The sequence below is a fragment of the Streptomyces sp. NPDC054932 genome, from assembly GCF_053610205.1.
In genome coordinates this window covers 13444-36432 of the sequence record NZ_JBSGXU010000003.1, presented here as the reverse complement: position 1 = coordinate 36432, position 22989 = coordinate 13444, and the positions used below count along the sequence as shown (strand labels likewise).

Annotated in this window: 20 protein-coding genes; 6 read left to right on the top strand and 14 right to left on the bottom strand. The window is 74.0% G+C overall.

Annotation, left to right across the window (positions count from 1 at the left end):
* Window positions 1-56 precede the first annotated feature (56 nt).
* From ACWGE1_RS01525 to ACWGE1_RS01490, 8 genes are all read right to left on the bottom strand, one after another.
* On the bottom strand, window positions 57-965 hold the full coding sequence (locus ACWGE1_RS01525) for an ornithine cyclodeaminase family protein (RefSeq protein ID WP_453418585.1): 909 nt from the start codon (window positions 963-965) through the stop codon (window positions 57-59).
* Window positions 966-994: 29 nt separating this feature from the next.
* Window positions 995-2014: a proline racemase family protein gene (locus tag ACWGE1_RS01520; protein ID WP_453418523.1), complete on the bottom strand. Its 1020-nt coding sequence runs from the start codon at window positions 2012-2014 to the stop codon at window positions 995-997.
* Window positions 2011-3015 carry a proline racemase family protein gene (locus ACWGE1_RS01515; RefSeq protein WP_453418522.1) on the bottom strand — a complete coding sequence of 335 codons (1005 nt, stop codon included), beginning with the start codon at window positions 3013-3015 and terminating at the stop codon, window positions 2011-2013. Before ACWGE1_RS01515 ends, ACWGE1_RS01520 begins: the two co-directional genes overlap by 4 nt.
* A gap of 18 nt (window positions 3016-3033) precedes the next feature.
* Window positions 3034-3948 (bottom strand): dihydrodipicolinate synthase family protein, encoded by a 915-nt coding sequence (locus ACWGE1_RS01510; protein WP_453418521.1) that lies wholly within the window; start codon window positions 3946-3948, stop codon window positions 3034-3036.
* A gap of 75 nt (window positions 3949-4023) precedes the next feature.
* Window positions 4024-5616, bottom strand: coding sequence for an FAD-dependent oxidoreductase (locus ACWGE1_RS01505; protein ID WP_453418520.1), 1593 nt, complete (start codon window positions 5614-5616; stop codon window positions 4024-4026).
* Complete coding sequence (locus ACWGE1_RS01500) at window positions 5597-5908, bottom strand: (2Fe-2S)-binding protein (RefSeq protein WP_453418519.1); 312 nt, start codon at window positions 5906-5908, stop codon at window positions 5597-5599. Before ACWGE1_RS01500 ends, ACWGE1_RS01505 begins: the two co-directional genes overlap by 20 nt.
* Window positions 5908-7092 carry an NAD(P)/FAD-dependent oxidoreductase gene (locus ACWGE1_RS01495; protein WP_453418518.1) on the bottom strand — a complete coding sequence of 395 codons (1185 nt, stop codon included), beginning with the start codon at window positions 7090-7092 and terminating at the stop codon, window positions 5908-5910. The genes ACWGE1_RS01500 and ACWGE1_RS01495 overlap by 1 nt, the downstream gene beginning before the upstream one ends.
* A 100-nt stretch (window positions 7093-7192) precedes the next feature.
* Window positions 7193-9574, bottom strand: a complete 2382-nt coding sequence (locus ACWGE1_RS01490) for a collagenase (protein WP_453418517.1) — start codon at window positions 9572-9574, stop codon at window positions 7193-7195.
* 173 nt (window positions 9575-9747) lie between these two features.
* Between ACWGE1_RS01490 and ACWGE1_RS01485 the strand changes: the two genes are divergently transcribed.
* A complete protein-coding gene (locus ACWGE1_RS01485) occupies window positions 9748-11121 on the top strand; it encodes an aminopeptidase P family protein (RefSeq protein WP_453418516.1) in 1374 nt (457 codons plus the stop codon).
* Here ACWGE1_RS01485 and ACWGE1_RS01480 read toward each other — a convergent pair.
* The gene (locus tag ACWGE1_RS01480; RefSeq protein ID WP_453418515.1) at window positions 11118-12026 is read right to left on the bottom strand and encodes a LysR family transcriptional regulator; all 909 of its coding nucleotides are present in this window, start codon (window positions 12024-12026) and stop codon (window positions 11118-11120) included. The two genes, ACWGE1_RS01485 and ACWGE1_RS01480, sit on opposite strands and share 4 nt — an antisense overlap.
* 119 nt (window positions 12027-12145) lie before the next feature.
* Between ACWGE1_RS01480 and ACWGE1_RS01475 the strand changes: the two genes are divergently transcribed.
* Window positions 12146-12907: an SDR family NAD(P)-dependent oxidoreductase gene (locus ACWGE1_RS01475; protein ID WP_453418514.1), complete on the top strand. Its 762-nt coding sequence runs from the start codon at window positions 12146-12148 to the stop codon at window positions 12905-12907.
* Window positions 12908-12927: 20 nt separating this feature from the next.
* A complete protein-coding gene (locus ACWGE1_RS01470; protein WP_453418513.1) occupies window positions 12928-13137 on the top strand; it encodes a tautomerase family protein in 210 nt (69 codons plus the stop codon).
* A 326-nt stretch (window positions 13138-13463) separates the two neighbouring features.
* Here the strand turns inward: ACWGE1_RS01470 and ACWGE1_RS01465 are convergent, their stop codons facing one another.
* Both ACWGE1_RS01465 and ACWGE1_RS01460 read right to left on the bottom strand, forming a co-directional pair.
* Entirely contained in the window at window positions 13464-13862 is a 399-nt protein-coding gene (locus tag ACWGE1_RS01465) for a RidA family protein (protein ID WP_453418512.1), read from the bottom strand.
* Window positions 13859-15025: an acyl-CoA dehydrogenase family protein gene (locus ACWGE1_RS01460; protein ID WP_453418511.1), complete on the bottom strand. Its 1167-nt coding sequence runs from the start codon at window positions 15023-15025 to the stop codon at window positions 13859-13861. Before ACWGE1_RS01460 ends, ACWGE1_RS01465 begins: the two co-directional genes overlap by 4 nt.
* Before the next feature lie 146 nt (window positions 15026-15171).
* On the opposite strand from ACWGE1_RS01460, the gene ACWGE1_RS01455 reads away from it, so the two are divergent.
* From ACWGE1_RS01455 to ACWGE1_RS01445, 3 genes are all read left to right on the top strand, one after another.
* A complete protein-coding gene (locus tag ACWGE1_RS01455) occupies window positions 15172-16800 on the top strand; it encodes an AMP-binding protein (RefSeq protein WP_453418510.1) in 1629 nt (542 codons plus the stop codon).
* 4 nt (window positions 16801-16804) lie between these two features.
* A complete protein-coding gene (locus tag ACWGE1_RS01450; protein ID WP_453418509.1) occupies window positions 16805-17605 on the top strand; it encodes a PaaX family transcriptional regulator in 801 nt (266 codons plus the stop codon).
* Window positions 17606-17732: 127 nt separating this feature from the next.
* A complete protein-coding gene (locus ACWGE1_RS01445; RefSeq protein WP_453418508.1) occupies window positions 17733-18572 on the top strand; it encodes a GNAT family N-acetyltransferase in 840 nt (279 codons plus the stop codon).
* Window positions 18573-18579: 7 nt separating this feature from the next.
* Here the strand turns inward: ACWGE1_RS01445 and ACWGE1_RS01440 are convergent, their stop codons facing one another.
* The 3 genes from ACWGE1_RS01440 to argF all read right to left on the bottom strand — a co-directional run bounded on the left by ACWGE1_RS01440 (window position 18580) and on the right by argF (window position 22921).
* The gene (locus ACWGE1_RS01440; RefSeq protein WP_453418507.1) at window positions 18580-20832 is read right to left on the bottom strand and encodes a bifunctional salicylyl-CoA 5-hydroxylase/oxidoreductase; all 2253 of its coding nucleotides are present in this window, start codon (window positions 20830-20832) and stop codon (window positions 18580-18582) included.
* Between the two features lie 4 nt (window positions 20833-20836).
* Window positions 20837-21664, bottom strand: a complete 828-nt coding sequence (locus tag ACWGE1_RS01435; RefSeq protein ID WP_453418506.1) for an enoyl-CoA hydratase family protein — start codon at window positions 21662-21664, stop codon at window positions 20837-20839.
* Between the two features lie 237 nt (window positions 21665-21901).
* Window positions 21902-22921 (bottom strand): ornithine carbamoyltransferase, encoded by a 1020-nt coding sequence (gene argF / locus ACWGE1_RS01430; protein WP_453418505.1) that lies wholly within the window; start codon window positions 22919-22921, stop codon window positions 21902-21904.
* Window positions 22922-22989 lie beyond the last annotated feature (68 nt).

The following is a 22989-nucleotide window of genomic DNA, read 5'->3' as shown; positions in this document are numbered from 1 at the left end:
GACCCCCGACACCACCGACGAGCAGAGGAACAGCGTACAATGTCACGTTGCGCTGCTCACACTCCGGCGGCCTCGACCAGCGCGACCGCCACAGCGAGATCTTCCCAGGCCATGCCCACACTCTTGAAGAGCTGTGGACAACTCTGCGGCCCGCCCCCCGGCAGCCGACCGCCGACCAGGTCGGCGAGGGTGCCGGTGATGTGACCCGGCCCGATCGCCCCCTCGGCCTCCGGGACGAGGAGGTCCCCCGCCTCGCGCAGGGCCGCCGCCCGGGACTCCACGTACACCGCCGCCCGTCGCACAAGGGCGGTGTCCGTCTCCCGGGCCGTCGGCTCGTGCGATCCGACGGCCACGACGGTGGCGCCGGGCCCGACCAGGCGCCCGTCGAAGAGCGGCTGACGGGCCGTGGTGCAGCAGATCACCAGATCGGCGTCGGCCACCTCCTGCGGGGTGCCGGTCCGGGCGGGCAGGCCCAGGGTGCGGGCGTGCGCGGCGAGCCGCTCCGCTCCCCCGGGGTCACGGGCGACCACCACCACCCCGGCCAGCTCCCGTACGGCCGAGGCCGCTTCCAGGTGTCCGTACGCCTGCGGGCCCGAACCGAAGAGCACCAGCCGCAGCGCCCGCCCGGCCGGCGCCAGGTGGCGCAGCGCGAGGGCCGAGACCGCCGGGGTCCGCAGCGTGGTCAGCGCCGCCCCGTCGAGCAGGGCCAGCGGGCGCAGGGTGGGCCCGTCGAGCAGGAGGTAGGAGCCGGTGATCCGGGGCAGCCCGCGGGCCGGGTTCCCGGGGGCGACCCCGGCGATCTTCACCCCGGCGTACGAGCCGGACGCGGCCGGCATCAGCAGCAGTTCGCCGCCGCCGGGCACCCCGATCGCCGAGCGCGGCGGGCAGCTCTCCGGGTCGAGGCCGCCGAGCAGGGCGGCGGCCAGGGCGTCGGCGGCCGCGGCCGGGGTGAGCAGTGCGGCCATCGCCCCGGCCCCGATCTGCGGGATGCCCGTCACAGGAGGAACCCGGTGCCCAGCACGTCGTGCGGGTCCACCACGAAGGTGTGCTCGCCGGTGCGGTGGGCGGTGCCGGTGACCTCCGTGACACCGTGCTCCAGCATCCGCCCGGTGAACACCGTGCCCGTGACCGACTCGTGCAGCAGGTCCTCCCCCCGGCCGAGCCGCCCGTCCTCGGCGAGCAGCGCGAGCCGCGCCGAGGTGCCGGAGCCGCAGGGCGAGCGGTCGATCTGGCCGTCGGCGAAGACGGTGACATTGCGCTGGTGCGGTCCGAAGGGGGTGTCGGGCAGCTCCTCGTGCAGGATCACCCCGTAGATCCCGGACAGCAGCGGGCCTCCCGGGTGCCAGGTCGCGGGATGGGTGGCCAGCGCCGCCCGGATCTCCTGTCCGGCCCGCACCAGGGCGGGCAGTGCCGCCCGGGTCACGTCCAGGCCGAGGTCGCGTGCGCGCACCGAGGCGTAACAGGCCCCGGCGTGCGCGATGTCCACCTCGGCGAGCCCGAGCGAGGTGGCGACGGGGACCTTGCGGGCACCCACCCGGGCCGGGACGTTGCGGAAGGTGACCCCGGTGGTGCGGCCCCCGCCGCGGTGGACGGTGGCGGTGACCCGCCCGGACGGTACGTCGATGCGCACCGGCACGTCCCCGTCGTCCGGGGCGGCGACCCGGCCGGTGTCCACGGCCCAGGCCCCGAGGGCCATGGTGCCGTGGCCGCAGGCGGTGGAGTAGCCGTCCTTGTGCCAGAACAGCACGCCGAAGTGGGCCCCGTCGTCGTCGGCCGGGACCACGAACCCCCCGTACATACCGGCGTGCCCGCGCGGCTCCTGCACGAGCAGGCGCCGTACGTCGTCCAGCGCGCCCCGGCGCGGGGCGGTCCCCGAGCCGCCCGGGCCGATGACGGTGGCGCAGCGCTCGGCGACGGTGTCCCCGGGGACCGGCGGCATGCCGGGCAGGGCGCAGTCGGCGATCCGGAAGGGCTCGCCGGCGGTGTGGTAGTCCACCGTGCGGACGGTGATCACAGCAGGAACCCTCCGGGGAAGGGGTCGGACGGGTCGAGGAAGTACTGCGCGGTGCCGGTGATCCAGGCCCGGCCGGTGACGGTGGGGACCACGGCCGGGAGCCCGCCGACGGTGGTCCCGCCGACCAGCCGGCCGGTGAACTCGGTGCCGATGAAGGACTCGTTGACGAAGTCCGCGCCGATTTCCAGCAGGCCGCGGGCGTGCAGCTGGGCCATCCGCGCGCTGGTCCCCGTACCGCAGGGCGAGCGGTCGAACCAGCCGGGGTGGATGGCCATGGCGTGCCGGGAGCGGTGGGCGTCGGAGCCGGGGGCGGCGAGGTAGACGTGCTTGAGCCCGGAGATGGAGGGGTTCTCCGGGTGGACCGGCCGGTCCGGTCCGGCGTTGACCGCGTCCATGACGGCGAGCCCGGCGGCGATCAGGTCGTCCTTGCGGGCGCGGTCGAAGGGCAGGCCCAGGGCGTCGAGTTCGACGAAGGCGTAGAAGTTGCCGCCGTAGGCCAGGTCGTAGGTGACCGCGCCGAAGCCGGGGACCTCGGCCTTGAGGTCGAGGCCGACGCTGAAGGAGGGCACGTTGGTGAGGGTGACGGCGGTCGCCGCCCCGTCCTCGACCCGGACGTCGACGCTCACCAGCCCGGCCGGGGTGTCGAGCCGGACGGTGGTGACCGGCTCGACGACCGGCACCATGCCGGTCTCGACGAGGACGGTGGCGACCCCGATGGTGCCGTGCCCGCACATGGGGAGCAGGCCCGACACCTCGATGTAGAGGACGCCGTAGTCGGCGTCGGGGCGGGTCGGGGGCTGCAGGATCGCGCCGCTCATCGCGGAGTGCCCGCGCGGCTCGTACATGAGCAGGGTCCGGACGTGGTCCATGTGCTCGATGAAGTGCAGCCGCTTCTCGGCCATGGTGGCGCCGGGGATCACCCCGACCCCTCCGGTGATGACCCGGGTCGGCATGCCCTCGGTGTGCGAGTCCACCGCGTGGTAGACGTGGCGCGTACGCATTGCTGTTTCCCCCGGGTGCTAGTTGAGGCCCTCGGCGAGGGCCTTCTCGGTGGCGGCCCGGACGGCCGCCTCGGTCTCGCCGGTGAGCGGGAAGCGCGGCGGGCGGGTGGCGCCGCCGGGGCGCCCGGCCAGGTCCATGGAGAGCTTGATGGCCTGGACGAACTCGGTCTTGGAGTCCCAGCGCAGCAGGGAGTGCAGGGACTTGTAGAGCGGCAGGGCGGTGTCGAGGTCCCCGGCGACGGCGGCCCGGTAGAGCTCGGCGCAGGAGCGCGGCAGGGCGTTGGGGTAGCCGGCGATCCAGCCGACGGCGCCGGCGAGGGCCAGTTCGAGGAGGACGTCGTCGGCGCCGATGAGCAGGTCGAGGCCGGGGGCGAGCTCGGCGATCTCGTACGCGCGGCGCACGTCCCCGCTGAACTCCTTGACGGCCACGATGGAGCCGTCGGCGTGCAGCCGGGCGAGCAGGGCCGGGGTCAGGTCCACCTTGGTGTCGATGGGGTTGTTGTACGCGACGACGGGCAGCCCGGCGCGGGCCACCTCGGCGTAGTGGGCGCGTACGGCGTCCTCGTCGGCCCGGAAGGCGTTGGGGGGCAGCAGGAGTACGGAGCCGGCGCCGGCCTCGGCGGCCTGTTCGGCCCAGCGGCGGGCCTCGGCGCTGCCGTAGGCGGCGACGCCGGGCATGACGCGGTCGCCGTCTCCGGCCGCCTCGACGGCGGTGCGCACGACGCGCGCCCGCTCCTCCTCGGTGAGGGTCTGGTACTCCCCGAGGGAGCCGTTGGGGACCACGCCGTCGCAGCCGCCCTCGATCAGCCAGGCCACGTGTTCGGCGTAGGCGTCGTAGTCGACGGTGAGGTCCTCGCGCATCGGGAGTGCGGTGGCGACCATGATTCCGTGCCAGGGGCGGGTGCGGGGCGCGGGGGTGTGCGCGTGGGTCATGTGAGAGCTCCCTAGAGTGGTGTGTGACATTTTACTAGTGGGTGCAGTGCGGCCACAAGGGCCGCGGTGCCCCGATCAGTGCCCGGCGGGCGGAAGTTCGGCGAGGTGGCGCAGCGGAACCGGGCAGGACAGCGGCCGCCGGTCGGGCGCGGGCTCCTCCCCGGCCAGCACCGCGACGGCCGGGCCGCACATCCGGCCCTGGCACCAGCCCATGCCGGCCCGGGTGAGGAGCTTGACGCTGCGGGCGTCCCCCGCGCCGAGGTCCTCGACGGCCTCGCGGACCAGCCCGACCGGGACCTCCTCGCAGCGGCAGACGACGCAGTCGTCCCGGAGCCAGCCGGTCCAACCCTCGCCGGGCCGGTGGGCGGTGGCCATCGCGTCGGCGAAGGCGCGCAGGCGTGCCCGGCGGCGGGTGAGCCGGCCGACCCGGTTCGCCCGCGGGGCGCCCGCGATCGCGGGGTTCGCGCTGCGGCGCAGTGCGGCAGCGATGGAGTGCGCGGCCAGCTCCCCCTCGGCCATGGCCAGTTGGGCCCCGCCGATGCCACCGGTCTCGCCCGCCGACCAGATGCCGGGGACGGAGGTGCGCTGCTCCTCGTCGAGGACGAGGGCGACGGCGCCGTCGGGGCCGGTCCGGGTCGCACAGCCGAGGCCGGTGGCCAGCTCCAGCTGGGGCAGCAGCCCGTGGCCGACCGCGAGGGCATCACAGGGGATGCGGCGCGCGGTGCCGGGGAGCGGACGCCAGTCGCGGTCGAGCCTGGCCACGGTGACGGCCTCGACCCGGTCGGTGCCGTGCGCCTCGGTGACGGCGTGCCGGGTGAGGAGCCGGACGCGGTGGCGGGCCAGCGCCCCGCCGTGGGTGGCGGCCTCGAGGAGCTTGCCGGGGTTGCGCAACAGGGCGGGCACCTGGCCCGCGTACGCGGTGTAGGCGGCGGCCTCCACCACGGCGGGCACGGTGGCCCCGGCGGCGGCGAGCGACCCGGCCACGGCCAACAGCAGCGGCCCGCTCCCGGCGACGACCACCCGCTCGCCCGGCAGGACCAGCCCACCCTTGAGCATGGCCTGCGCCCCGCCGGCCCCGACCACTCCCGGCAGGGTCCAGCCGGGGAAGGGCAGTTGCCGCTCGTAGGCGCCGGTGGCGATGAGCACGGCCCCGGCCGTGACGACGGCGGCGCGCTCCTCGGGTCCATGTCCGGCAACGGCGTGCAGGGTCCACCCCGCGGCGGGCGCGGCATGTCCGTCGCGCGCGCCCGCCACGTCGCCCGCGAGGACGGTCCACACGTGGTGGAGCGGGAGGTACGTGATCCGGCCGGCCGACTCGTGGGCGCGCAGGGCGGCTTCCCGGGTCGCGAACTCCGCCCACCCGTGGTGCAGCGCCTCGGGGCGGGCTGCGCCCAGGCCCGGGGCGGGGTGGCGGTAGAACTGCCCGCCGGGGCGATCGCCCGCGTCGAGGAGCGTGACCCGCAGCCCGAGCCGGGCGGCCGTGACGGCGGCGGCGAGGCCTGCCGGACCGGCCCCGACGATCGCGAGATCGGCACGGGCCGGCGCGGACGCGGGCGCCGTCCCTGCGGGCGCCGGGGTCGACCCGGCAGCAGGACCCGACGGGCCCGACGGACCCACGGGGTCCGCACGGCCCGCGCGACCGGCGGGCTCAGACGGTGAGGTCGGCATGGCCGGTTCCTTCCTGGGTGGTGACGGTGTCGCCCGGACGGGCCGGGACCAGACAGGCGCGCTGGTTCGAGCGGCCGTTGACGGTGACGAGGCAGTCGTAGCAGCTGCCGATCCCGCAGAACGCGCCGCGCGGGGCGCCGTCGTCGCGGGTGGTCCGCCAGGCGAGGATGCCCGCGCCCCACAGCACGGCGGCGATGCTCTGGCCGGGCAGGGCGGGCAGTGCCCGACCGTCGAAGGTGATCTCGTGCGCGACGGCCGGGCTGCCGCCGACCAGCGCGCGGGGGCTGCGCATCAGTGCTGCTCCTCAGGGGTCTCGGTGGCGGCCGGGTCCGCACCGAAGCGGTCCGGGCGGAACGGGTGGACGGGGAGCGGCGGTTCGGCTCCCGTCAGGGCGGCGGCGATCAGCGCCCCGGTGGCGGGCGCCAGGCCGATGCCCGCGCCCTCGTGGCCGCAGGCGTGCAGCAGCCCGGGGCGCCGGGGGTCCGGGCCGATCGCCGGGAGGTGGTCGGGCAGGTAGGGGCGGAAGCCGTGGTAGGCGCGCATCACCCGGATGTCGGCCAGCACGGGGAAGAGCGCCGCCGCCTGGGCGGCCAGGCGGCGCAGCGCCTCCGTCGAGAGGGTGCGGTCGAAGCCGACCCGCTCCCGGGTGGCGCCGATGAGGACCGGGCCGGACGGGGTGCCCTCGACCACCGCCGAGGACTGCAGGGCGGCGGAGCCGCTGGCGACGTCCGCGATGTAGTCGGCGGCGTAGACCTTGTGCCGGACCACCCTCGGCAGGGGTTCGGTCACCAGGACGAAGCCGCGGCGCGGGAGGACGGGCAGGGTGACCCCGGCCAGCGAGGAGATGTGGCCGCCCCAGGTGCCGGCCGCGTTCACCACGGCCGGGGCCGGGAGTTCGCGGCGCCGCGTGCGCACCCCGCGTACCGCGCCCCGGTCCAGCAGGATCTCCGTCACCTCCTCGCCGAGGTACACCTCGGCGCCCGAGGCGGCCGCGGCGGCCAGCAGCCGGGCCGCCGCCTGTGCGGGCTGGACCTGGGCGTCCTGCGGGTAGTGGAATCCGCCCGCCAGGCCCGGGGCCAGGTGCGGCTCCAGGTCGTGCAGGGCGCCGGCCGCCACCTCGACCGCGTCGACCCCGGCCGCGCGCTGGCCCTCCGCGAAGGTCCGCAGGGCCTTCACGGTGGTCTCGTCGGGGGCGACGACGAGGCCGCCCTTGGGCTCGTACTCGATCGCGTGCGGGAGGACGGCGGCGAGTTCGGTCCACAGGCGGGTGGACAGCAGGGCGAGGTCGAGTTCCGGTCCCGCCTCCTTGTCGGAGACGAGCAGATTGCCTTCGCCCGCACCGGTGGTGCCGCCCGCGACGGGGCCCCGGTCGACCACGGCCACGGAGAGTCCGGCGCGGGCCGCGTAGTAGGCGCAGGCCGCCCCGACGACGCCGGCGCCGATGATCACGGCGTCCAGGGAGTGTCTCTTGAGCACGGCAGTAATATGTCACATTCTTTAAGGCCTGCCCAGATGCCCGGACCGGTCCCGCACCCCCCTCGGATGCGGGACCGGTCCGCTGCCGGGCAGGTGCCGGTCAGCTGCGGAGGGGACCCTCACAGCTGTAACTGGAGGTGCCCGCGACCTTGTTGGTCCAGATCTCCACCGGGCCGAAGGAACAGTTCATGTCGGCCAGGTTGTTCGAGGCCGCGCCCGCCCGGTCGAGGATGAAGTAGTCGACCGTCTCCGACATGTCCTTGAAGTTCTGGTCGTCGTTGCGCCAGTTCTTCAGGTTCGCGGTGATCCGGCCGGTACAGGTGAAGCGGCGCTTGCCGGGGTCACCGTTCTCCACGCAGTCCGGCGTGTTGTACGTGGCCGTGGCGAAGGACGACTTCACCGAGGCGAGCGCCGAGTCGCGCAGCCGGTCGTTCGGGGTGAAGGAGGTGTTGGGCACGAAGAGCTGGTCGACCTTGGCGATCTGCGCGTCCAGGAAGCGGTCGTAGTCGCGCTGGAGGTAGGTGTCCGCGCCCATCCGGTGGCGCCAGGCGTCGTACGCGTTGACGTCGTCGGCCCGCAGGTGCGTGTACATCTCGCGCAGCAGCGCGGGCTTCTCGGTCCACAGGAACTCGAAGAAGGTGCCCGCGTAGCTGTAGAAGCGGAAGCCGTCGCCGTCGTAGGTGGCGTTCAGCAGCTGCTCGACGCTCATGCGCGGACCGCCGCCGGCCGTGTCGCTGATGATGCTCTTGACGAGGGACTTGCGGACGGCGATGCCGTTGTCGCGGGTGGCGCCGTCGAAGAACTCGGCCGTGCCCTCGTCCATGGCGGTCGTCCGGTCGCCCTCGTACCAGGGGCCCTGGCCGAAGAAGCCGGGGACGGCGAAGCGGCCGTTGAGGTAGTGCGTGTACTCGTGGCGGAAGAGCTCCTCGAGGGTGAGGGAGGAGTCCTGCGGGACGCGGCGCTGGTAGGTGTAGAAGGTGGCGCCGTTCTCGATGTAGATGCCGCCGTTGTTGGTGCCGTAGCCGGTCAGGATCGGGTGGTAGTTCACGTAGTCGGCGCGGGAGCCGTAGAGCACGATGTTCAGAGTGGAGTTGGGGTCGCCCGCGAGCGGCTGGTCGGTGCCGAGCACGCGGTGGTACTGGGCCTTCACCTGCTTGCTCGCGTAGTACAGCTGGTCCACCGTGGCCCGGTCCAGGGCGGTGCGGACCTTGATGGCGCCGTTGTCGTAGGAGTAGGTGTAGGGGAAGAGCTGCTTCTCGATGTCCTCCTTGCACACCCCGTACGGCTTGCAGGCCTCGTAGAAGTTGAGCCAGGAGACGACCTTGGCCCACGGCTCGCTGCCGTCGCCGAAGGCGGCCCTGACCGGCCCGAGCATCGCGCCGAGGTCGGCGACGACCTGGTCGCGCAGGCCCTCGACCTGGCCGAAGCGGGCGTACTCGCTGAGGGCGTCGCGCACCACCCAGGCGTTGCCCGTGTCCTTGAGGTGCGTATAGGTCGAGAAGGCCTTGAATGCCTGGCGGTAGGAGGCGTCGGCGGCGACGGCGGAGTGGAAGGCGGCGTCCTGGTTGCCCGGGTAGACGCCCAGGTAGGTGACCGAGAGGGCGGCCAGGGCGGCGCCCGCCCAGCCGGCGTCGAGGTGGGTGGCCGGGTGGGCCGGGTCCATGGTGGCCAGGACCTTCTTGATGAGGCCGAGCTGGTGCTGGCGCAGGCCGGGCGCGCTGCCGGCGTAGAGGGCCTCGCGCAGGGTGCGGGCATTGGTGGGCGTCGCGTCGAAGGTGCGGGCGGCGGCCGCGAAGTCGGCGATGGCCCGGCGCATGGCGTCGACGGTCGGGGCGTCGGTGACGTCGATCTCGGAGCGCGAGTAGTCGTGGTAGGCGACCGCGTGCAGGTACGTGAACATCTCCTCCAGGTGGGAGGAGTTACGGCCGTCGTGGGCGGCGGCCAGGCTGGATATCCGGCGGGAGACGGCCTGGACGTGCGCGTCCGACATGACCGGGGCGAGGCGGGCGTCCCAGGTCCAGATGAGGCCGCGCAGACAGCCGTCGGCGAGGACGGCCTGGTCGCCGAGGAAGTCGGCGAACTGCTCGGGGGTGAGGTTCGTGATCCCGTCGAGGGTGCAGGGGACGCCCGCGGCGACGCTCTTCGCGGTGGGGGCCGCCTTGGCGGCCCTGCCGCGCTTCTCCAGGTCCTCGGCGGGCGCGGCGGCGGCCGTCGCCGCGCCGGGGACCTGCCCGGCGATGTTCTGCCCGCCGGGGGCCGGGGCGGGCGCAGGGGTGGTGTCCTTCGCGTCGGCGACGCGGTCGACCTCGTCGAACGGGTTCCCCGTGGGGCCGGGGGCCGGGACGGCCTGTGCGCCGGTGAAGGCCGCCGGGGCCGCGGACCCGGCGGCGGCCTGCGTGGTGGCCTGTCCCGCGGTGGCGAGGAGGGTCACGGCCACGGCGGAAGCGAGAAGGGAAGAGCGCACAGCTCTGTGCTTGAGCACCGAGAACTCCTGATTGGAGAGGTGAGGTGGGGGGTGGTGCGTGAACTGCCCTGCGTCACACGGCGTTTGACGGGGGTTAACGTGCCGCGATGTGAGCTGTAACATAGTAATGTGAAATTGCACTGACAAGACCTGTGCGCCCATCAGTTCGCATCTTTCTTGAGGGAGTCCTCGTGACCGACGCGTCCGCCCGCCTCAACACGGGCAGTCACGACCGCCCGGTGTCCCCGGAGTTGTCCCGGTTCATGGCGGGCAACTGGGCCGCGACCCCGCTGCCCGACTCCACCCGCGCCCCCGGCCACGCCGTCACCCCGGCCCGCCGGGCGCGGCTCTCGGCCCGCTTCCCGGGCGAGCGGCTGATCGTCCCGGCCGGTGAGCTGAAGGTCCGCTCCAACGACTGCGACCACCGCTTCCGCCCGCACAGCGCCTACGCCTGGCTGACCGGCCTCACGGGCGAGGACCAGGCGGGTCACGTCCTGGTCATGGAGCCGTCGGGTCCGCACGCCCACGAGGCCGTGCTGTACCTGCGGCCGCGCTCGCCGCGGGCGGACGGGAACGGGGAGTTCTACCGGGACCGCCGTTACGGGGAGTTCTGGGTGGGCCGCCGACCGGACCTGGCGGAGGCGGAACGCCTCACGGGCATCCGCTGCGCGCATCTGGACGGACTCGGGTCACCGGCGGGCCGCAACGCGGCCTCCGACGCCGAACTCGCCTCGGCACTGTCGGAGTTGCGCCTGGTGAAGGACGCCTGGGAGGTCGAGCAGCTCCAGCTGGCCGTCGACCACACGACGGCGGGTTTCGAGGATGTCGTACGGGCCCTGCCGCGCGCGCTGGCGCATCCGCGTGGGGAGCGGTGGATCGAGGGGGTCTTCGGCCTGCGCGCACGGGCGGAGGGCAACGGCACCGGGTACGAGACGATCGCGGCGTCGGGCGCCCACGCCTGCACCCTGCACTGGATCCGCAACGACGGCCGGCTGAACGGGGACGAACTGCTCCTCCTGGACGCGGGCGTGGAGACGGACACCCTCTACACCGCTGACATCACCCGCACCCTCCCGCTGTCGGGCCGCTTCTCCCCCGTCCAGCGCCAGGTGTACGAGCTGGTCCTGGCCGCCCAGGAGGCGGGCATCGCGGCGCTCCGCCCCGGGGCGAGCTTCGGTGACTTCCACCGGGCCGGGATGCGGGTGATCGCGGAGGGCCTGGCGCAGTGGGGCGTCCTGAAGGACGCGGAGGGCGACCTGCACCGGCGGTACACGCTGTGCAGCAGCGGCCACATGCTGGGGCTGGACGTCCACGACTGCGCGAAGGCGCGGGCGGAGACCTACCTGGACGGGGTCCTGGAGGAGGGGCAGGTCCTGACGGTGGAACCGGGCCTGTACCTCCAGCCCGACGACGAGACCCTCCCGGCGGAGCTGCGGGGCATCGGCGTCCGCATCGAGGACGACCTGGTCATCACGGCGAACGGCGCACGGCTGATGTCGGGCGCGCTGCCGCGCACGGTGGCCGGCATCGAGGAGTGGATGGGCCGGCTGCTGGAGCACCCCTAAACGCTGTGCGGGGTGGTGAGCCGGGCGGTCAGCTCCTCGACGAAGGCCTCCAGGTGGGGCGGGCGCGGTCCGGTGCGGGTGGCACAGAACCAGGTGCGGGTCAGCGGGCGCGCACCGATGCCGACGAGGGCGAGGCCGTGCGAGGCCGCGTAGGGGGCGGCCACCCAGTTGGGCAGCACGGTCACTCCCTGGCCGCCGGCCACCATCTCGATCACCAGATCGGTCACCACCGGCATGGTGGTGATCCGGGCCGGCCGGGCCCCCGCGGGGATCGGCAGCGGCATCGACGGGATCCGCTTCTGGTCGTAGAAGTCGTAGAGGACGAGGTCGGCGCCGTCGAAGTCACGGGCGGTCAGGTGCGCGCGCGAGGCCCACGGGTGGCCGGCGGGCACCACCGCCACCATCTCGTCTTCGAACAGCCTGGTCAGCGACACCCGGTCCATCTGCAGGTCCGGCTTGGTGACCAGCGCGACGTCGACGAGGTCGGCGAGCAGTGCCGGGATCGGCGCGTCGTCGGCGACGGTCTCGATGCGCACGTCGATGTCCGGCGCGCGCTCGCGGAAGGCGCGCAGCACGGGCGGCAGCCACGGGAAGGTCGTACTGCACTGCGCGGTGAAGCGGACCCGCCGGTCGCGCCCGTCCCGGATCTCGCGCAGGTCCCGGGCCGCCGAGTCCAGTTCGCCGAGGACGTGGCGGGCCGCGACCAGCAGTCGGCGGCCCGCGGCGTTGGGGACCAGGCGGCGGCCCTTGCGGTCGAAGAGGGCCATGCCCAGGCGGGCCTCCAGCCGGGTGAGCCGCTGGCTGAGGGCGGGCTGGCTCACGTAGAGCCGCTCGGCGGCGGCGGTCAGCGAGCCGGCCTCGGCGGTGGCGGCCAGGAGCTCCAGGTCACGCAGATCCACATCCATAATCAGGGATTATCACACGCTCCAATCTTCGTCGTGGTGTTATGTGTTGGGCGCTCCTAGGTTCGTGGTGTCAGCCGGTCGGGACCCCGACGGGCGACACCGACGAAAGGCACAGCGCCATGACCGGCACGCACGCGAACACCGACGCCACCGCGACCACCGCCCTGATCACCGGCTCCTCCAGCGGCATCGGCCTGGACATCGCCCGCGCCTTCCTCGCCGATGGCGCCAATGTCGTCCTGAACGGCCGGGACGCCGACCGCCTCGCCGAGGCCGCGGCCGCCCTCGGCCACCCCGGACGGACCGCGGTGGTCGCGGGCGCCATCGCCGAGCCGGCGACGGGCGAGGCCCTCGTCCGTACCGCCCTCGACCGGTTCGGCCGCATCGACGTCCTGGTCAACAACGCGGGCACCTTCGCCCCCAAGCCCTTCACCGAGGTCACCGAGGAAGAACTCGACGGCTTCCTGACCGGCAACCTCAAGGGCACCTACCTCACCACCCAGGCCGTGGTCCGGGCGCTGCGCGCGCAGGGCCGGGGCGGCAGCATCGTCAACATCGGCACCGTCCTGGTGGACCACGCACTGGCGGGCTTCCCGTCCTCCGCACCGGTGGTCAGCAAGGCGGGGGTGCACGCGCTGACGACCAGCCTGGCCGCCGAACTCGCCGCCGACGGCATCCGCGTGAACCTCGTGTCACCCGGCATCATCCGCACCCCGCTGCACGCGGGATCCGACGTGGACTCCTTCGGCGGGCTCGCCCTGCTGAACCGGGTCGGCGAGGTCCCTGAGATCTCCGAGGCGGTGCTCTACCTCGCGGGCGCCACCTTCGTCACCGGCCACGCCCTGCGCGTGGACGGCGGCCACGTCACCGGCCGCGCCTGATCGGAAGGACATCCATCACCATGCCGTACGTCAACGTCAGGATCACCCGTGAAGGCGCCACCGCCGCCCAGAAGGCCGAGATCATCGCCGGCGTGACCGAGCTGCTGGTCCGGGTCCTCGACAAGGACCCGGCCACCACCTTCGTCCTCATCGACGAGGTGGAGCTGGAGGACTGGGGCGTGGCCGGCGTCCGAACGGACGAGTACCGCCGCATCCGCGCACGGGACTAGGCCGTCTCTTCCGGATCTTGCCGGGCACCTCCCAGCGGCAGCCGGGGGAGATGCGAAACACCGGACGACGCGGGCCCGACCGACAACGTCCGAAAGGGACGACACAGGGCCGGCAGGGCCGCCGGGGCGGGGACACGGTGGGGTGTCCCCGCAGGAGGAGCGTGCAACCACCGCCCGGCAGGCGGAGCCGTCCCCGCAGGCGCGAGCCGAGGAGACACTCCACCGGGGCACCGCCCCACCCGCGCACCACGTCCCCCGGCGGGCCCGCCGGGCCCGGCCGAACCGACCGCGCCGCCGCCAGGCAACGGCACCGCACCGCCCCACCGTTACGGGAGGACCGCCACGCCGTCGAGTTCCACCAGGGCCTGCTCGTCCCAGAGGCGGACCACGCCGATGACGGCCATCGCCGGATAGTCGCGGCCCGCCGACCGCCGCCAGATGCGGCCCAGTTCGGCCGCGTGGGCCCGGTACTCCGCCACGTCCACCGCGTACACCGTCACCCGGGCCAGGTCCGCCGGGGCCCCGCCCGCCGCGGCCAGGGCCGACAGCAGGTTGGCGAGGGCCACCTCGAACTGCTCCGGCAGGCTCTCGCCCACCACCTTGCCCGCGCCGTCCAGCGCGGTCTGGCCCGCCAGGAACACCAGCCGCGTGCCGGTCGCCGCGACCGCGTGCGAGAAACCCGTCGCGGGCGACAGCTCCGCCGGGTTGATCCGGTCCAGGCTCATCGCGCGGCCACCTCCCCGGGCCGAGCCTGCGGCAGCGCCCCGTACAGCTCCTTCGCGATGATGGTGCGCTGCACCTCGCTCGCCCCCTCGTAGATCCGCGGTGCCCGCACCTCCCGGTAGAGGTGTTCGAGCAGGTGACCGCGCTGCAGGGCGACCGCCCCGTGCAGTTGGACCGCGTGGTCCACCACGTATTGGGCGGTCTCCGTGGCCAGCAGTTTCGCCATCGCCGCCCGGCGCGGGACGTCCCCCGATCCGCGGTCGTAGGCGCCGGCCGCCGCGTACACCAGCAGTCGGGCCGCCTCCGTGCGGGTGGCCATCTCGGCCACCCGGTGCGCCACCGCCTGCAGATCGCTCAGCTTCCCGCCGAACGCGGTCCGCTCCGCCGTGTGGGCGAGCGTCGCGTCCAGCGCGGCCCGGGCCATGCCCACGGCGAAGGCGCCGACGCTCGGCCGGAAGAGGTTCAGGGTGTCCATCGCCACGCGGAAGCCCCGCCCGGGTTCGCCGAGCAGGTCCCGCGGGCCGACCGGTACCCCGTCGAAGGCCAGGGAGCCGATGGGGTGCGGGGAGAGCATGTCCAGGGGCGCGCCCGTGAGTCCGGGGCGGTCCGCCGGGACCAGGAAGGCCGACACCCCCTTCGCCCCCGGCCCCTCGCCCGTTCGGGCGAACACCGTGTAGAAATCCGCCTCGGGGGCGTTGGAGATCCAGCACTTCTCGCCACTGAGCCGCCAGCCGCCGCCCCCTCCCCTGCCGGCCGGATCCGCCGTCGCCTCCAGCGCCAGCGCCGCCGCGTCCGAGCCCGCCCCCGGCTCGCTCAGTGCGAAGGCCGCCACCGCCCGCCCGGCGCGCACCTGCGGCAGCCAGCGCTCCCGCTGCGCCTCGCTCCCCGACCGCAGGACCGGATACGCGCCCAGCCCCTGCAGGGCGAGCGCCGTCTCGGCCTCCGTGCAACCGTAGGCGAGGGATTCCCGCAGCAGGCACAGTTCCATCGCGCCCGAGGCGAACACCCGCTCCAGCAGGCCCAGCTCGCCCAGTGCCGCCAGCAGCGGCCGGTTGACCCGGCCCGGTTCCCCCTTCTCGGCGAGCGGCCTCAGCCGCTCCGCCGCCAGTGCGCGCAACTGCCCGCACCACTCCTCCTGGTCCGCCCCGAGCGCGAATCCGGTCATCCGAATGTCCCCGCTTCTATCGCGTCCTGTTGACTGCCGTCACCATCACGATACGCTCCTGGGAGGACCTACCGGCCGTGGCCGGGGGAACTACCGCACGGCCGGCTCCACCCCACCCCGGACCGCTGCAATGGGGGCGACCCGCCTTGGACCTCAAGCCTTCCGCTCACACCGACACCTTCGCCCGTGACCATCTGCCACCCGCGGACACCTGGCCGGAGCTCGTCTTCGATCTGCCCGAACTGGCCTATCCGGACCGGCTGAACTGCGGGGCCGAGCTGCTCGACGCCACCATCGCCCGGTTCGGGCCCGCGGGCGCCGACCGCCCGGCCTTCCGCAGCGCCACGGGCGAGGTGTGGACGTACGGCGGGCTCCGCGAGCGCGTGGACCGGCTGGCCCACGTGCTCACCGCCGACCTCGGCGTGGTCCCGGGCAACCGGGTCCTGCTGCGCGGACCCACCGGCCCCTGGCTCGCCGCCTGCTGGCTCGCGGTCATGAAGGCCGGCGCGGTGGCGGTCACCGTACTGCCCCAGCAGCGCGCCCAGGAGCTGGCCACGGTGTGCGCGATGGCCCGGGTGGGACACGCCCTGTGCCATGCGGACGTGCTGGACGACCTGGTCAAGGCCGAGGTGCCCGGGCTGCGGATCACCGTGTACGGGGGCGGGGCCGCGGGCGACCTGCTCCGACTGGCCGAGAGACATCACGAGCCCTACCCGGCCGCCCCGACCTCCGCGGACGACGTGGCCCTGATCGCCTTCACCTCCGGGACCACCGGACGGCCCAAGGGCTGCATGCACTTCCACCGCGACCTGCTCGCCGTCGCCGACACCTTCTCCCGCAGCGTGCTGCGGCCCCGCCCGGACGACGTGTTCGCGGGCAGCCCGCCGCTCGGGTTCACCTTCGGCCTCGGCGGGCTGGTCGTCTTCCCGCTGCGGGCCGGGGCCTCGGCGCTGCTGCTGGAGGAGGCCGTGCCGCGCCGGCTGCTGCCCGCGCTCGCGGAACACCGGGTGACGGTGCTGTTCACCGCGCCCACCGCCTACCGGACGATGCTGGACGCCCTGGGCCCGTACGACGTGGGCATGTACGACCTGTCCGCGCTGCGCCGCTGCGTCTCGGCCGGGGAGAACCTGCCCGCCGCCACCTGGCATGCCTGGTACGAGCGCACGGGCCTGCGCATCATCAACGGCATCGGGGCGACCGAGCTGCTGCACATCTTCATCTCGGCCGCCGACGAGGACATCCGGCCCGGTACGACGGGCCGGGTGGTCCCGGGCTGGGAGGCCCGGGTGGTGGACCGCTCGGGACGGCCGGTCCCGGACAACGAACCCGGGCTGCTGGCCGTGCGCGGCCCGGTGGGCTGCCGCTACCTGGCCGATCCCCGGCAGGGGGAGTACGTACGGGGCGGGTGGAACCTGACCGGTGACACCTACGTCCGCGATCCGGAGGGCTACTTCCGCTATGTCGCCCGGGCCGACGACATGATCATCTCGGCGGGCTACAACATCGCGGGGCCGGAGGTGGAGGAAGCCCTGCTGCGCCACCCGGACGTGATCGAGGCGGCCGTGGTGGGCCGCCCGGACGAGCGACGCGGGCAGACCGTGGTGGCGTACACCGTGGTGCGCGACGGCGCGGTGCTGACGGAGGAGGTCCTGCGCACCTTCATGCGGGCGGAGCTGGCCCCGCACAAGTGCCCCCGCTCCTTCGTCTTCCTCCCCGCCCTCCCCCGGACCGCGACGGGCAAGCTGCAACGTTTCCGGCTGCGCGATCTAGAGTGAACCCGTGGTCGAGCAGCACACCCCGCGATCCCTGATCGTCACGTTCTACGGAGCCTACGGGCGGGCCTTCGAGGGCCCGGTCCCGGTGTCCGCGCTGATCCGCCTGCTGGGCGCGGCCGGCGTGGACGCCCCGTCGGTCCGCTCGTCCGTGTCCCGGCTCAAGCGGCGCGGCTTCCTGCTGCCCGAGCGCACGGCGGACGGCTCGGCGGCGTACGGGCTCTCCGAGGAGGCCCGGCAGCTGCTGGACGACGGCGACCGCCGCATCTACGGCAGCCCGCGGCTGTCGGAGGAGTGGCTGGTGGCGGTGTTCTCCGTCCCGGAGCAGGAGCGGCACAAGCGGCACCTGCTGCGCTCGCGGCTGGCCCGGCTCGGCTTCGGCGCGGTGGCGCCGGGCGTGTGGATCGCCCCGGCCCGGCTGTCCGAGGAGACCGCGCACACGCTGGAGCGGCTGCACCTGACCCCGTACGTGGAACTGTTCCGCGGCGCCCACCTCGGCTTCGCCCCGACCGCCGAGGCGGTGGCCCGCTGGTGGGACCTGGCGGCCCTCGCCAAGCAGCACGAGGAATTCCTCGACCTGCACGAGCCCGTCCTGCGCGCCCTCCAGTCGGGGCCGGAGCCGACCCCGGAGGATGCCTACCGCGGCTACCTCCTCGCCCTGGACACCTGGCGGCGCCTCCCGTACGCCGACCCGGGCCTGCCGCGCGAGCTGCTGCCCGCGGACTGGCCGGGCGACCGGGCGGCGGCCGTCTTCGGTGAACTCCACACCCGGCTGCGGGACATCGGGGCCGGCTTCGCCGAGCCCTAAAGAGTGTCTTGCCGATCAGGCCGGGCTCACGGTGTCCGGCACCGCTCCCTGATCCGGCCCGATCGACAAGACACCCCTCGGCGGAAATCCGGGTGCGCACCCGCCGCCCGTCCCGCCAGGATGTGCCATGACCTGGACCTTCACCACGGACCTGACGGCCTATCTGGCCGCAGCGGGCCCGGCCGCGGCCGCGCAGCCCGTCTCCAACACCCTCCTGCTGACCGTCGCCGACGGGCTGCGGCGGCGCGGGAGCTGCGCCTACGGCGACGGCACCCCCTTCTTCGGCTGGTGGACCGGGGCCGACGGCGCCGTGGCCGGCGGCCTGCTGTGCACCCCGCCGTACCCGGTCGTGCTCGGCGTACTGCCCGGGGACGCGGTCCGGGCGCTGGGGGCCGCGCTCGCCGCCGAACCGCTGCTCGCCGGGGCGCACGGGTTCAACGCCCGCCGCCCGGACGCGGAAGCACTGGCCGGGGCCTGGGGGCGGCCCACCCGGATCACCGAGGAGGTGCGCCTGTACCGGCTGGCCGGCCTGGTCGCCCCGGATCCCGCCCCGGCCGGGCGGGCCCGGTCCGCCACCGGGGAGGACCTCCCGCTGCTGCTGGAGTGGATCACGGCCTTCAACGCGGAGGCGGGTGTTCCGGGCAACGCCTCCGAAACCCTGCTGCGCGACCGGATCTCCTACGGCGGGATCCGGCTGTGGGAGCACGCCGGCACTCCCGTCTCGCTCGCCGGATTCTCCCGCCCGATCGGCTCGGCCTCCCGCGTCGGCCCCGTCTACACCCCGCCCGAGCACCGTGGCCGCGGCTACGCCGCCGGGGTCACGCACGCGGTGAGCGAAGCGGCGTACGCGGCCGGCGCCACCGAGGTCCTCCTCTTCACGGACCTGGCCAACCCCACCAGCAACGGCGTCTACCTGCGCCTGGGCTACACCCCGGTCGAGGACCGCGCCGAGATCGTCCCCGCGTGAGCCGCCTTCAGCCGCGGCCCGTGGGCGGGGGGCGGCTGCCCGCGCGGTACGGGGCCGGCCAGGGGGCGGCCGGCCCCTCGTAGGACTGCTCGGCGGCCGCGTGCAGGGTCCAGTGGGGGTCGTAGAGGTGGGGACGGCCGAGGGCGCAGAGGTCGGCCCGGCCGGCCAGCAGCAGGGAGTTCACGTCGTCCCAGGAGGAGATGGCGCCGACCGCGATGACGGGGACGCCGAGCGCGCTCCGGATCCGGTCGGCGTACGGGGTCTGGTACGAGCGCCCGTACTCGGGGGCCTCGTCCGCCACCACCTGGCCCGTCGAGACGTCGATGGCGTCCGCGCCGTGGGCGGCGAAGGCGGCCGCGATCCGCACCGCCTCCTCGGGCGAAGTGCCGCCGGGCGCCCAGTCGGTGGCCGAGAGGCGGACCGTCATCGGGCGGTCCCCGGGCCAGACGGCACGCACCGCGTCGAAGACCTCCAGCGGGAAGCGAAGCCGGTTCTCCAGGGAGCCGCCGTACTCGTCGTCACGGTGATTGGTCAGCGGGGACAGGAACCCGGAGAGCAGGTAGCCGTGGGCGCAGTGCAGTTCGAGCAGGTCGAATCCGCAGTCGGCGGCGCGGACGGCGGCGGCCGCGAAGTCGGAGCGCAGCGCCGCCAGGTCCTCGCGCGCCAGGGCGCGCGGGAACGCCGAGACGCCCGGCCGGTAGGGCAGTGCGGAGGCTGCCACCAGGGGCCAGTTGCCGTGGGGCAGAGGGTCGTCCATGCCCTCCCACATCACCCGCGTCGAGCCCTTGCGGCCCGCGTGCCCGAGCTGGACGCCGAGGGCGGTGCCGGGCGCGGAGGTGTGGACGAAGTCGGCGATCCGCTTCCAGGCGGCCGCCTGTTCCTGGGTGTAGAGGCCGGTGCAGCCGGGGGTGATGCGGCCCCTGTCGGAGACGCAGACCATCTCCGTCATCACCAGTCCGGCCCCGCCGAGGGCCCGCCCGCCCAGGTGCACGAGGTGGAAGTCGCCCGGTACCCCGTCTTCGGCCGAGTACATGTCCATCGGTGAGACGACGACCCGGTTGCGCAGGGTCAGGCCCCGCAGGGTGAAGGGGGTGAACATCGGCGGCGTTCCGTCCGGGGGGCAGCCGAAGTCCCGCTCCACCGACCGGGTGAACCGTTCGTCGCGCAGCCGGAGGTTGTCGTGCGTGACCCGGCGGCTGCGGGTGAGGAGGTTGAAGGCGAACTGCCGGGCGGGCTGGCCGACGTATCCGGCGATCTCCTCGAACCAGTGCCGGCTCGCGGCCGCGGCCCGCTGGGTGCTGGCGACCGCCGGGCGGCGGGCCGCCTCGTACGCGGCGAGGGCGGCCGGTACGTCGCCCGGGGCGGCGCCCACGGCTTCGGCGAGCGCGAGCGCGTCCTCCACCGCCAGTTTGGTGCCCGACCCGATGGAGAAGTGGGCGGTGTGCGCCGCGTCGCCGAGCAGCACCGTGTTGCCGTGCGACCAGTGCTCGTTGACGACGGTACGGAACTGCGTCCACGCGGAGCGGTTGCCGTGCAGCGGGCGTCCGCGCAGGGCCTCGCTGAAGATCTTGGCGCAGCGGGCCGCCGACTCGTTCTCGTCGCACAGGTCGAGGCCGGCCGCCCGCCAGACCTCGTCGCGCATCTCCACGATCACCGTGGAGGCGTCCGCCGCGTAGGGGTAGGCGTGCAGCTGCATGACGCCGTACTCGGTCTCGGCGATCTCGAAGCGGAAGGCGTCGAAGGCGAAGTCGGCGGCGAGCCAGACGTAGCGGCACCGTCCGCCGGTCAGCGTCGGCCGGTAGTGCTCGGCGCCGGCCCCCCGGATCGCGCTGTGCACCCCGTCGGCCGCGACCACCAGGTCGTACGAGGCGGCGAGGTCCGCCGCGGCCGGGGCCTCGGAGCGGAAGCGGAGCCGGACGCCGAGCCCGGCGCAGCGCTCGTGCAGGATCTCCAGCAGCCGGCGCCGCCCGATGGCCGCGAAGCCGTGGCCGCCGGAGGTCAGCAGCCGCCCCCGGTGCACGATGTCCACGTCGTCCCAGCGCACGAACTCCGCGCTCAGGGCCGCGTGGACGACGGTGTCGGCCCGCTCGATCCCGCCGAGGGTCTCGTCGGAGAGCACCACGCCGAAGCCGAAGGTGTCGTCCGGGGCGTTGCGTTCCCAGACCTCCACCGTGTGGCCCTGGCGGGCCAGGAGCGCGGCGGCGTACAGCCCTCCCGGTCCCCCGCCGACGACGGCGACCCGCATGGCACCCGGAGTCATACGGCTACCTGCCCTTCCACTCCGGCGGCCGCTTCCCGGTGAAGGCCGCATGGAACTCCGCGTAGTCCTGGCCGTGCATCAGCAGGGCCTGCGTGTTGGCGTCCAGCTCCACGGACGCGGCCAGCGGCATGTCGAGCTCGGCGGTGAGCAGCGCCTTGGTCTGCGCGTGGGCGAGGGCGGGGCCCGCGGCCAGGTGCGCGGCGAGTTCGGCGGCCCGTACGTGGGCCTTGCCCTCCTCGGTGAGCTCGCTGAGCAGGCCGATCCGCTCGGCCTCGGCCGCGTGTACGGGCTCTCCGAGCATCAGCAGCCGGGTGGCGTGGCCGAGGCCGACGACCCGGGGCAGCAGGTAGGCGGCGCCCATGTCCCCGCCGGAGAGGCCGACGCGGGTGAAGAGGAAGGCGAAGCGGGCGGTGGGGTCGGCGATCCGGAAGTCGGCGGCGAGTGCGAGGACGGCTCCGGCGCCGGCGGCCACCCCGTGCACGGCGGCGATCACCGGGAAGGGGCACTCGCGGATGGCGCGCACCACCTGGCCGGTCATCCGGTTGAAGTCGAGGAGCTGGGCGGTGTCCATGGCGAGGGTGGCGCCGATGATCTCGTCGACGTCCCCGCCGGAGCAGAAGCCGCGCCCCTCGCCGCCCAGCACGAGGGCGCGCACGGAGCGCTCGCGGGACAGTTCGCCGAGCAGATCGCGCAGGTCGGCGTAGGCGCCGAAGGTGAGCGCGTTCAGCTTTTCGGGGCGGTCGAAGGTGACGGTGGCGACGCCGTCCTGCCGGGTGACCCGGAGGTGGTGCCACCGTTCGGTCGCTGGTGTGGAACCGGTGAAGGGGCTCACACCACCGAAGGTATCACCAGATCGTGACTGCCGTCAGAGAAGCGCGACAGATTCGCTCCGACGGCCGCCGGCGTCGGACCGGGAGTCCCTGCGGAATGAGGATTCGGATTCGTAGCGTCGAAAGCGGGAGCTCTCCGGTTTCCGCTCCCCGGCCGAACCCGGCCCGCCCCTGAACCGCGACCCCGGCCCCGACCCCGGAACGGACGGCCCCGCCTCGCCCCACGGCCCGGCGTATGACTATGCGTCACCCCGGCCGGGCCGGCCGAGCGTGGCGACGAGCACCGCCTTGATGGTGTGCAGCCGGTTCTCGGCCTCGTCGAAGACGATGGAGTGCTCCGACTCGAACACCTCGTCCGTCACCTCCAGGGATTCGAGCCCGTGCCGCTCGTGGATCTCCCGGGCCACCTTGGTGCCGAGGTCGTGGAAGGCCGGCAGGCAGTGCATGAACTTCACGTCCGGGTTCCCGGTGGCGCGCAGCACGTCCATCGTGACCGCGTACGGGGACAGGGCGGCGATCCGCTCGTCCCAGACCTCCTTGGGCTCCCCCATCGACACCCAGATGTCGGTCACGACGAAGTCCGCCCCGGCGACCCCCTCGGCGACCTCCTCGGTCAGGGTGAGCCGGGCGCCGCTCTCCGCCGCGAGTTCCCGGGCGGCGGCCACCACCGACTCGGCGGGCCAGTAGGAGCGGGGCGCGACGATCCGGACGTCCATGCCCAGCAGGGCGCCGGTCACGAGGTAGGAGTTGCCCATGTTGAAGCGGGCGTCACCGAGGTAGGCGAAGGCGATCCGGTTCAGCGGCTTGGTGCTGTGCTCGGTCATGGTGAGCAGGTCGGCCAGCATCTGCGTCGGGTGCCAGTCGTCGGTGAGCCCGTTGAAGACGGGGACGCCCGAGTGGACGGCGAGCTCCTCGACCGCCTGCTGGCTGTCGCCCCGGTACTCGATCCCGTCGAACATCCGGCCGAGCACCCGGGCGGTGTCCTTGACCGACTCCTTGTGGCCCATCTGGGAGCCGGCGGGGTCGAGGTAGGTGGTGTGCGCGCCCTGGTCGGCGGCGGCGACCTCGAAGGCGCAGCGGGTGCGCGTCGAGGTCTTCTCGAAGATCAGCGCGATGTTCCTGCCCCGGAGCAGACGCTGCTCGACCCCGGCCTTCTTGGCCGCCTTCAGATCGGCGGCGAGCTCGATCAGGCCGCGGAACTCGGCGGCCGTGAAGTCCAGCTCCTTGAGAAAACTGCGGCCTGCGAGGTCGGTGGCCATGGGGGTCGCTCCAGCGTCACGGTGACAGGGGATGCTGGAAGTCTATACGATCCTCTGTATTGATATAC